This window comes from Marinilactibacillus piezotolerans, from assembly GCF_900114235.1.
Classification (GTDB): Bacteria; Bacillota; Bacilli; order Lactobacillales; family Carnobacteriaceae_A; genus Marinilactibacillus; species Marinilactibacillus piezotolerans.
The window spans coordinates 1-10,292 of record NZ_FOSJ01000065.1 but is presented as its reverse complement, the minus strand read 5'-3'; the positions used below and the strand labels follow the sequence as shown (position 1 = coordinate 10,292).

Annotated in this window: 9 protein-coding genes and 2 pseudogenes; 10 read left to right on the top strand and 1 reads right to left on the bottom strand. The window is 39.9% G+C overall.

All coding sequences use genetic code 11. From position 1 onward, the window contains the following. The 10 genes and pseudogenes from BM212_RS11180 to lgt form a co-directional block, all read left to right on the top strand. Positions 1-388, top strand: a pseudogene (locus BM212_RS11180) (type I glyceraldehyde-3-phosphate dehydrogenase); the annotation flags it as partial. A gap of 31 nt (positions 389-419) precedes the next feature. Then, positions 420-614: a C4-dicarboxylate ABC transporter gene (locus BM212_RS11175; RefSeq protein WP_091898591.1), complete on the top strand. Its 195-nt coding sequence runs from the start codon at positions 420-422 to the stop codon at positions 612-614. Between the two features lie 269 nt (positions 615-883). Beyond that, the gene (locus tag BM212_RS11170) at positions 884-1,774 is read left to right on the top strand and encodes a fructose bisphosphate aldolase (RefSeq protein ID WP_091898589.1); all 891 of its coding nucleotides are present in this window, start codon (positions 884-886) and stop codon (positions 1,772-1,774) included. Positions 1,775-2,334: 560 nt separating this feature from the next. Beyond that, positions 2,335-2,790, top strand: coding sequence for a copper-responsive transcriptional repressor TcrY (gene tcrY, locus BM212_RS11165; protein WP_091898587.1), 456 nt, complete (start codon positions 2,335-2,337; stop codon positions 2,788-2,790). Between the two features lie 12 nt (positions 2,791-2,802). Further along, positions 2,803-5,271 (top strand): heavy metal translocating P-type ATPase, encoded by a 2,469-nt coding sequence (locus BM212_RS11160; protein WP_091898585.1) that lies wholly within the window; start codon positions 2,803-2,805, stop codon positions 5,269-5,271. Positions 5,272-5,295: 24 nt separating this feature from the next. After that, the gene (locus tag BM212_RS11155; protein ID WP_091898583.1) at positions 5,296-5,559 is read left to right on the top strand and encodes a hypothetical protein; all 264 of its coding nucleotides are present in this window, start codon (positions 5,296-5,298) and stop codon (positions 5,557-5,559) included. 76 nt (positions 5,560-5,635) lie between these two features. Further along, complete coding sequence (tcrZ, locus tag BM212_RS11150) at positions 5,636-5,839, top strand: copper chaperone TcrZ (RefSeq protein ID WP_091528616.1); 204 nt, start codon at positions 5,636-5,638, stop codon at positions 5,837-5,839. 112 nt (positions 5,840-5,951) lie between these two features. Continuing rightward, positions 5,952-8,087: a heavy metal translocating P-type ATPase gene (locus BM212_RS11145; RefSeq protein WP_177206446.1), complete on the top strand. Its 2,136-nt coding sequence runs from the start codon at positions 5,952-5,954 to the stop codon at positions 8,085-8,087. A gap of 319 nt (positions 8,088-8,406) precedes the next feature. Next, positions 8,407-9,027, top strand: coding sequence for an adenylate kinase (locus BM212_RS11140; protein ID WP_091898581.1), 621 nt, complete (start codon positions 8,407-8,409; stop codon positions 9,025-9,027). A 71-nt stretch (positions 9,028-9,098) separates the two neighbouring features. After that, the gene (lgt, locus tag BM212_RS11135; RefSeq protein WP_091898579.1) at positions 9,099-9,944 is read left to right on the top strand and encodes a prolipoprotein diacylglyceryl transferase; all 846 of its coding nucleotides are present in this window, start codon (positions 9,099-9,101) and stop codon (positions 9,942-9,944) included. 142 nt (positions 9,945-10,086) lie between these two features. On the opposite strand, the pseudogene BM212_RS11130 reads toward lgt, so the two are convergent. Further along, a pseudogene (locus BM212_RS11130) lies at positions 10,087-10,292 on the bottom strand (IS110 family transposase); the annotation flags it as partial.

Sequence of the window (10,292 nt, the reverse complement as noted above, 5' to 3'; positions counted from 1 at the left end):
TCCTGTTACGACTGGCGCTGCCAACGCATTAGGAAAAGTCATTCCAGAGGTTAAAGGGATCATTACGGGTACCACCACACGGGTTCCTGTCATTACTGCGGGCTTTGTAGAACTGTTCTCGGTGTTGGATAGAGAGGTAACCGTTGATCAGATTAACGAAGTGATGAAGGCAGCCGCGAATGATTCATATGGGTACACTGAGGATGAAATTGTTTCCTCCGATGTCGTGGGGGTTACACATGGATCCGTTTTTGATGCAACGTTAACAGAAGTATTAGATGCAAATGGGGGACAATTGGTTAAAACAGTTGCTTGGTACGATAACGAATATGGTTTTGTTTCTAATTTGGTGCGTTTAACAGAATATGTTTCTCGATTAAATAAATAATTAAAAAATATGCATAAGGAGAAGATAAATCATGAGTGATACAACTGGGCGATGGTTAGGATGGATTGGAATTCTTGTAGGGATAATCGCTTTCTTTTGGCAACCGGTATGGCTGGGAGTAGCTGCAGTCGTTCTAGGAATCATCGGGCTATTTTCCCCACAGAAAGGACTCAACTGGACAGCGATTGTTATTGGGGCAATTGCGTTAGTCCTGCCACTTTCATAATCAGAAAATGTAATAACAGCGATAATAGGCAAAGAAGACCTGTTATTTAGAATGTTTACCCCTTGAGCCTGTAAGGCTCAAATTTGTAATAAAAATGAAATCGCCGGATAGAAACCCTCTACAATAGAATTTCTATCCGTCGATGTTCTGAAAAAGCTTATTTTTTGGTATTTTTTTAAAAAAGTGGTATAGGAGGAAAATTTTTAATAAACTAATTAGTGAAGGATAACTATGGGAATTTCAGAAAATCTATGGAGGAGAATTTATCAATGAATCAAGAACATTTTGATACTATAAAGAATAAAGACGGCTTTATCGCGGCACTTGATCAAAGCGGTGGTAGTACACCAAAAGCTCTGAATGATTATGGGGTCAGTGAAGACCAGTATTCAAATGACGATGAAATGTTTGATCTTGTTCACAAAATGCGTACACGAATCATCACATCTCCATCTTTTACTCCGGATAAAATTATTGGCGCGATTTTATTTGAACATACGATGAATAATAGGATAGAAGGTCAGTATGCTGGAGATTATTTAAGCGATAAAGGAATTGTTCCGTTTATTAAAATAGATCAAGGACTTGCAGATGAAGAACATGGTGTACAATTAATGAAGCCAATTCCAGGACTTAATAATTTACTTCAACAAGCAAAAGAACAAAATATGTTTGGTACAAAAATGCGTTCAAACATTCTTTCATATAATGAAAAAGGCATCGATGATGTAGTCACCCAGCAGTTTCAAGTTGCTCAAGAAATAATTGATGCTGGCTTAGTTCCTATCGTTGAACCTGAAGTGAATATTCATTCTGAAGATAAAGAACAAATTGAGGAATATTTAAACCAATCCATTAAAAACCATTTAGATGCATTAGCTACTGATGATTATGTGATGTTGAAATTAACTATCCCAACGAAAGCTAATATATATCAAGAATTAGCCGATCATTCACAAGTCTTACGTGTTGTTGCTTTATCAGGTGGTTATGAAAGAGACGAAGCGAACGAAATGCTTAGTCAAAATGACAATGTTATAGCAAGTTTTTCACGGGCGCTTACGCAGGACTTATCTGTTAATCAAAGTGATGCAGACTTTGATGCAAAACTAAAAGAAGCAGTGGATTCTATTTATGAAGCTTCTGTTGTAAAAAACTAAATCTTTGCAAAAAAACTTCCAATATTCATATACCAGAACTTACATTCGAGTTATAGTATAGACAGAGAGTAGTATATCATTCTCCTAGATTTTAAGAGGGTACTCCCCAATGAGCTACTCATACAATTATAGTCCGATAAAGACGCAAAAAGGCAGGGCTCTCACCTTACTTTTTTTGTGTTTAAAGCTGAAATAGTTTGTAGATGAATAATTTGCGATGCTGTGACCCCTTGAGCCTGTTAGGCTCAAATTTGTAATCAAAATGAAATCGGGGGATAGAAACCCGTACAGTGGGATGTCTATCCGCCGACATTCTGAAAAAGCTTATTTTCGGTGTTTTTTTAAAAGAGAAGTGTCCGACGAACCAATCCCTAATTAATGAACTAAAACACAATCCATGTTTTCGTCAGGCGTGTCGCATCGAAACGAAAGTTAAAAAGTTATAAAAAATAATACATCACAAATTATTCATTCACATAAACTCTTGACAATAATCGTTTACTAGTGTAAACTCTATTTAACATTAATGCTTACGCGCGTAAACGAAAGGGGGAGAGAATATGAGTACTATAGCTGTAGACCTTCATATAACCGATGCTGAATGGGAAGTCATGCGTGTAGTCTGGGCGAATGGTCGAGTGACTAGTAAAGACGTCATTTCTACATTGGGAGAGAAAATGGACTGGAAACAAGCGACAACCAAAACGCTCTTAGGTCGCCTCGTGGAAAAAGGCGCACTGAATACAGAACAAGAAGGTAGAAAATATATTTATTCGGCAAATATCGAAGCGAAAGAAGCGGTAAGAAGTTTTACAAACGATATTTTCAACCGTATTTGTCGAAAGAGTGTCGGGAATGTAGTAGGGAGTATCATTGAAGATCATGTCTTAAGCTTCGATGATATCCAGCGACTAGAAGAAATATTAGAGATGAAAAAAGCTTTCGCAGTAGAAGAAGTTGATTGTCGGTGTGCAGAAGGGCAATGCGATTGCCATTTACATCATCATGGAGAATAAGGAGCAAAAAAATTGGAGAATAAGTCATTTGCCATAGAAGGTATGACCTGTGCGTCTTGTGCACAGACAGTAGAAAAAGCAGCAAAAAAGGTGCATGGGGTCACAAAGGCTTCTGTGAACCTAGCAACAGAGAAGTTAAGTATTGAGTACGATGAACCAACTTTTTCGGTAGAAAATCTACAAAAAGCAGTGGATAATTCAGGGTATGAAATAGTCACCCAGGAAGGAACGACGCAAACCTTTGCAATTGAAGGGATGACCTGCGCATCCTGTGCACAGACAATTGAAAAAGCCGTCGGAAAGTTGTCGGGCGTAGATAAAGCTTCCGTCAATTTAGCGACAGAAAAAATGCAAGTTTCCTATAACCCGTCAGCAATTTCAGTATCTGATGTGACTGGTGCTGTATCCAATAGTGGTTATGCAGCCGTATTAGAGACTACGGATACTCAAGCTAATTCACGAGCAGAGAAGCGTGAGAAAAAAGAAAAAAGAATAAAGCAACTTTTAAATCGTTTTGGGATATCCATTATATTTACAATCCCTGTATTAATTCTATCCATGGGTGAAATGGTCGGTATGCCTCTACCAAATATCGTTGACCCAATGATAAATGCATTTAATTTTTCTCTTTTACAACTTATTCTGACTTTGCCGATAATGGTAGTAAGCTGGGAATATTTCCAGAGGGGATTTAAAAGTTTATTTAAAGGTCACCCAAATATGGATTCCCTGATTGCGCTTGGTACGGCGGCTGCATTTGTTTACAGCCTTGCTGCGACAATCGGAACTGGCTTAGGTTATGGTAATTTTTCAGAGTTACTTTATTATGAAGTGACCGGTGTTATCTTGGCGCTCCATACTTTAGGACTATTTTTAGAAGACCGCTCAAAGGGGCAAATGTCCTCAGCTATTGAGAAATTAGTTAGCTTGGCTCCTAAAACAGCTCGAGTGATACGTAATGGTGAAGAACAGGAAATTGCTGTGGAAGCTGTCGCTCTAGGAGATATCATTAGAGTTCGTCCGGGAGAAAGAATGCCTGTAGATGGTGTTGTTGTTGAAGGACGTACTACAGTTGATGAATCGATGCTGACAGGAGAAAGTATTCCTGTTGAAAAGCAAGATGGAGACGAGGTTATTGGGGCGAGTATAAATAATAATGGTTCCATTGAATACCGCGCCACTCGAGTGGGAAGCGATACAACCCTATCCCAAATTATAAAAATGGTAGAAGATGCACAAGGGTCTAAAGCACCCATTGCTCGAATGGCCGATATCATTACAGGATATTTCGTACCGATTGTTATCGGATTAGCCATTTTAGCAGGAGTTGCTTGGTTAATTGCAGGTCAAACAGGTATATTCGCTTTATCCGTTATCATAACAACCCTTGTCATTGCTTGTCCATGTGCCTTAGGTTTGGCGACTCCAACAAGTATTATGGTTGCAACCGGAAAAGGGGCAGAACATGGTGTCTTGATAAAAAATGGTGAGGCGCTAGAAACCACTCATAATCTAGAGACGATTGTATTTGATAAAACAGGAACCCTGACAGAAGGTAAACCTATCGTGACGGATATTTTAGTGACTCCTTTGATTACTGAAGAAGAGCTTTTATATTATGCAGCTTCTGGTGAAACCGGATCTGAACACCCATTAGGCGAAGCCATTGTACAAAAATCAAAAGAAGAGAACATGACATTAGCTAAACCAGATCATTTTGAAGCCGTTCCTGGACACGGGATTCGAGTTGCAATTGATGGCAAAAATATGTACATTGGAAACCGCAAGCTGATGGTAGAGCAGAATATTGATTTATCAAGCATGGAAAAAGAATCCGATCGCTTAGCAGACGAAGGAAAAACACCGATGTATCTCTCTATAGACGGAGAATTGGCTGGAATTGTCGCAGTAGCGGATACGTTAAAAGAAAATAGTATGAAGGCTGTTAAAGAACTTAAAAAACGTAACATCGAAGTCATTATGATTACTGGAGATAACAAACGTACAGCCAAAGCGATAGCTAAGCAAGTGGGTATTGACCGCGTATTAAGTGAAGTATTACCTGAAGATAAAGCAGAGGAAGTCAAAAAACTACAAGAATCAGGCAAAAAGGTCGCAATGGTTGGGGACGGCATTAATGATGCACCAGCATTGGCTCAAGCGGATATCGGAATTGCAGTGGGATCAGGTACGGACGTGGCGATTGAATCAGCTAATATTGTCCTCATGCGTAATGATTTAACAGCTGTATTGACTGCGATTGATTTAAGTCATAGAACACTACGAAACATTAAACAAAACTTGTTCTGGGCTTTTGCTTACAACGTTGTAGGTATTCCAGTTGCAATGGGTCTCTTGTATATTTTCGGCGGCCCGCTGATGAGCCCGATTTTTGCGGCGGTCGCAATGAGTTTCAGTTCGGTGTCGGTCTTGCTCAATGCTTTACGGTTAAGACGATTCAACCCTTCGCCTGTTAAGTGAAACAAATGTTAAAGGAGGACAAAGATGAGACCGGGGTTGATTATTGAAGGGATTGGTTGTGTTAAGTGCGCCGAAGCAATAGAAGAGGAGTTTATGGCCAAATCGACCGTTGAAAAAGTATTTAGCGGAATACACAAAAAAATGATTTTCGTCCATATAAGTAAGAATGTCACGCGAAAAAGTTTCCTTTCTTCGCTGATGGACGTGCCTCTGTTGTTAAAGGGAATCATTGAAGCGGCTCACTGTCACTGTTGTAGAGAAATCCACTTTGACTTTCCGGCCGGTTAATTGTTTATTGGATTTATTTTTGACCTTCTTCGATTTGAAGAAGATAAAAAAATTAAAAGAAAAAGGAGAATGAATGATGAAAAAAGAAGTCTTATTAGATGGCGTAAAATGTGCAGGTTGTGCCAATACAGTGCAAGAAAAATTTTCAGCTATTGAAGGGGTTGAATCTGTAGAGGTTGATTTAGCGACTAAAAAAGCAGTACTTGAAAGTCAAACAGAGATTGATACCGAAACGCTCAATGCTGCGCTAGCCGATACGAAATATTCTTTAGTGAAATAGAAACGAACTATAATTAGTGCAAATGTCACACGTATATTCATAAGACGGACCTCACATTTTTATATCAAGAAGAAAAAGTGAGGTCTTTTTTAAAAATTTAGGAGGAACGTATATGGGTAATAAACACAGCAATCATTCGTCGCATAAACATACCGCGGACAATAAAATGAAACATAGCAAGATGGACCATAGTACGATGGATCACAGCAAGATGGACCATAGTGCGATGGACCATAGTCAGATGGATCACAGCAAGATGGATCATAGTACGATGGATCACAGTGAAATGGATCATGGCGCAATGGGAGGGCATGCCCACCACCATCACGGTAGCTTTAAGGAGATTTTTTTGAAGTCACTCCCATTAGGAATTGCAATCTTACTCATTACTCCTTTGGGGGAGTTTCAGTGGCCTTTCCAAATTATCTTTCCTTATGCAGACGTTGTAGCAGCTGTATTGTCAACAATTCTATACTTTTATGGCGGAAAACCATTCTACATGGGTGCGAAAGATGAGTTTAAGTCAAAAGCTCCAGGCATGATGGCCTTGATTGCTTTGGGAATAACGGTTTCTTATGCCTATAGTGTTTACGCAGTGGCCGCTCGATATGTGACCGGAGAACCTTTCATGGACTTCTTCTTTGAGTTTTCAACTTTACTTTTAATCATGTTATTAGGACACTGGATTGAAATGAAGGCATTGGGTGAAGCAGGGAATGCGCAAAAAGCTCTAGCAGAATTATTGCCAAAAGACGCTCATGTTGTTTTAGAAGATGATTCGATTGAAACTCGTCCTGTGACTGACCTTCAGGTTGGAGATGTTATCCGTGTTCAAGGAGGAGAAAATGTTCCAGCTGATGGTATCATTATTCGCGGAGAATCCCGTGTAAACGAGGCCCTCTTAACAGGTGAATCTAAGCCAATCGAAAAGAATGTTAAAGATCAAGTCATTGGTGGATCAACAAATGGTAGTGGTGTCCTATATGTAGAAGTAACAGAAACAGGGGATAAGTCCTTTATCTCACAAGTACAAACATTAATTAGCCAAGCACAAAGCCAACCATCTCGAGCAGAGAATGTGGCTAACAAAGTAGCTAGCTGGTTGTTCTACGTTGCCGTTGCAGTATCTTCAATCGCTCTAATAGCCTGGATGATCATTGCGGACCTACCCACAGCCGTTATCTTTACTGTGACTACGTTAGTTATTGCCTGCCCACATGCTTTGGGTCTTGCTATTCCCTTGGTAGTATCACGTAGTACTAGTTTGGGTGCAAGCCGAGGATTACTGGTTAAAAATAGAGAAGCTTTGGAATCAACTACTAAAGCGGATGTTATGGTATTGGATAAAACAGGTACTTTAACAACTGGTGAATTTAAAGTGTTGGACGTCACTGTTTTGAGTGATAAATATTCTGAAGAAGAAATTACAGGCTTGTTGGCGGGTATAGAGGCGGGCTCCAGTCACCCGATTGCCCAATCGATTGTGAACCACGCTGAAGCGAAAGGCATTAAGTCAGTTTCCTTTGACTCCATTGAAATCGTTTCGGGAGCAGGAATAGAAGGGGAGGCGAACGGCCACTACTATCAATTAATCAGCCAAAAGGCATACGGAAAAGCATTGCGTATGGATACTCCGCAAGGCGCTACTTTAAGTATCCTTGTAGAAAACAATGAAGCAATCGGCGCTGTCGCATTGGGAGATGAACTGAAAGAAACCAGCAAAAACTTGATCGAGGCGCTGAAAAATTACGGAATTGAACCACTCATGGCTACTGGTGATAACGAGGAAGCTGCACAAGGAGTTGCAGAAATTCTAGGGATTCAATATAGAGCCAATCAAACTCCAGAAGGTAAATATGATTTAGTAGAATCAATGAAAAATCAAGGTAAAATAGTCATCATGGTGGGAGACGGCGTTAATGACGCTCCGTCTCTAGCGCTGGCAGATGTGGGTATAGCAATTGGTGCCGGCACACAAGTAGCTTTGGATTCTGCGGATGTTATCCTTACTCAGTCTGATCCAGGGGATATTGAATCCTTTATCGAGTTAGCAAACAAGACAACAAGTAAAATGAAACAAAACTTGGTAGCGGGAGCAGGCTACAATGTTCTCGCGATTCCAATCGCTGCTGGTGTCCTCGCTCCTATCGGCATTACCTTTGGGCCTGCATTTGCAGCCGTCCTCATGTCCCTCTCCACGGTTAGCGTTGCCATCAATGCTATGACATTGAGATTAAAACCTAAATAAAACGAAGCAGGAACGAAAAAGCACTGGCTGGTTTGACCCCCTTCCAGAATCGGGTCAGACCAGCCAGTATGCTGTATAAGGAAAATCATAGATCGATAAATTTTCGATAAAAACAGGGCTCCCATGCTTTTGATATGCTCCCTCTAAAGTAGACACTGCCATGCTTCTGAAATTAGCGCCAAAATAAACAGTTATTTGGCACATGAAATAATTGAATGACCTTATCGTGTAAAAATACAATAGTTTCACAGGAAAGGAAGAGATGAAATAATTTAAAAAAATCATCTCTTCCTTTTTTAGTTTATAAGGAAGAAAAATTATGAGGCTGGTCCTTTTAGGGTTACCTGGTGCTGGGAAAGGCACCCAAGCTAAAAGAATCGCAGAGGAGTACCCCCTGACGGCTATTTCAACTGGTGAAATGTTACGAGAAGCAACCAAGGAGAAAGATACATTCGGACTCAGAGTGCAAGAATATATGAATAAAGGAGAGCTAGTTCCAGATGAGTGGATAAACTCATTGATTAAGAGTCGCTTACAAGCAAAGGATGTTGAAAATGGCTTTGTTCTGGATGGTTACCCACGTACCCTACAGCAAGCAAAAATGCTCGAAGCTTACCTACAAAGTCAGAATCAGAATTTAGACGCTGTTTTCTTTTTAGATGTAAGTCAGGATACGTTAAGACATCGGTTAGCGCAACGAGGGAATCTTCGTTCAAAAGAAAAACAAGGAAATTCCCAAATCGAATCAAAAAGGGAAAAAATTCGACTGGATGACAAACCAGAAGTGATTGAAAATAGGCTACACATTAATAAGGAATTAATGGAATCACTTATTCACTTCTACAAGGAGCGAAATCTGCTTTACGTTATCAATGGTGAAGGGGATTTTGACAATGTGTTTGACAATATAAATGAGGGTTTATTGTCTGTAAACAAATAACTACACAAATTGAACTTAAATTATGTGATTTAAAACAATTAACTAATGTAAGCTATGAAGGGGATTGAAGAATGAATGTTTTACTTAGTGTAATCGATCCAGTTGCTATTTCAATTGGCCCGATAAAAATTAATTGGTATGGAATTATTATTGCTCTAGCGATGCTGATCGGCATTTCATTAGCTACAAAGGAAGCTCAAAAACTGGGACTTGAAGAAGATACCATGGTAGATATGGCATTATGGGCCATACCAATTGGCTTTATCGGTGCCCGACTTTATTACGTTTTATTCAAATGGGACTACTATATACAGAATCCGAGTGAAATCATCGCAATCTGGAATGGTGGAATTGCCATTTATGGGGGGCTAATTGCGGGTGGTCTCGCAGTATACTGGTTTGCAAGAAGAAAGAAAATGACGCTAAGTCTTTTACTAGACATACTGGCACCTAGTGTCCTCCTAGCTCAATCGATTGGTCGCTGGGGAAATTTCATCAATCAAGAGGCACATGGCGGTCCAGTCACCCGACAATTTTTAGAAAACTTGTACTTACCGGAATTCATCATTAACCAAATGAATATCAACGGAACCTATTACCATCCCACTTTTCTTTATGAGTCTTTATGGAGTTTAGTTGGTTTCGCCTTGTTGCTCCTTTTGCGGAACAAGAATCAATTCCTTCGCCAAGGAGAAGTGGCGCTCAGCTATGTCATTTGGTATTCAGCAGGAAGGTTTTTTATTGAAGGCATGCGGACAGACAGCTTATGGATAGGCGATTTCTTACGAGTTTCACAAGGCTTGTCCCTCGTTTTGTTCGTAGCAGCACTGGGTGTTTTGATGTATCGCAGGTACTATACCTATCCGCCAGTACCCTATTATAAGGATGATCCCAAACTGTCCAAAGCAGCAAATTAAGCATTATGGTGTTAAGTCAAGAGAATAGATTAAAATGACAACCTAATTTCATAAAAAAGGGTGCACTGAACTAAACCGCCACGCATTCGAAAATACGTTCGGTTTATGTCTTCGGATAGTCGTCCTTAAGAAATAGTTTCTCTTAAGACTCCATCGCCTCCGATCTTGCGATATAGAGTTGGTGATCGCTTAGGAGTGCAAACACCAGACGCACTAATTTTCGTGCAGTTAAGACGAGGGCTCGTTTGTGTTGTGTTTTCGGTACTTCTTTATATTTTTTCTGGTAATAGGCTTCATACTCAGGAATATATCGTCTTACAGAGTTGGCAGCTTGAACTAAGTAATAAC

What these genes read in the sequence shown, in the direction of transcription:
- BM212_RS11140 (WP_091898581.1), top strand. Translation starts at nt 8,407, where the DNA reads ATGAGGCTGGTCCTTTTAGGGTTACCTGGTGCTGGGAAAGGCACCCAA.
- BM212_RS11175 (WP_091898591.1), top strand. Translation starts at nt 420, where the DNA reads ATGAGTGATACAACTGGGCGATGGTTAGGATGGATTGGAATTCTTGTA.
- tcrY (WP_091898587.1), top strand. Translation starts at nt 2,335, where the DNA reads ATGAGTACTATAGCTGTAGACCTTCATATAACCGATGCTGAATGGGAA.
- BM212_RS11155 (WP_091898583.1), top strand. Translation starts at nt 5,296, where the DNA reads ATGAGACCGGGGTTGATTATTGAAGGGATTGGTTGTGTTAAGTGCGCC.
- lgt (WP_091898579.1), top strand. Translation starts at nt 9,099, where the DNA reads ATGAATGTTTTACTTAGTGTAATCGATCCAGTTGCTATTTCAATTGGC.
- tcrZ (WP_091528616.1), top strand. Translation starts at nt 5,636, where the DNA reads ATGAAAAAAGAAGTCTTATTAGATGGCGTAAAATGTGCAGGTTGTGCC.
- BM212_RS11170 (WP_091898589.1), top strand. Translation starts at nt 884, where the DNA reads ATGAATCAAGAACATTTTGATACTATAAAGAATAAAGACGGCTTTATC.
- BM212_RS11145 (WP_177206446.1), top strand. Translation starts at nt 5,952, where the DNA reads ATGGGTAATAAACACAGCAATCATTCGTCGCATAAACATACCGCGGAC.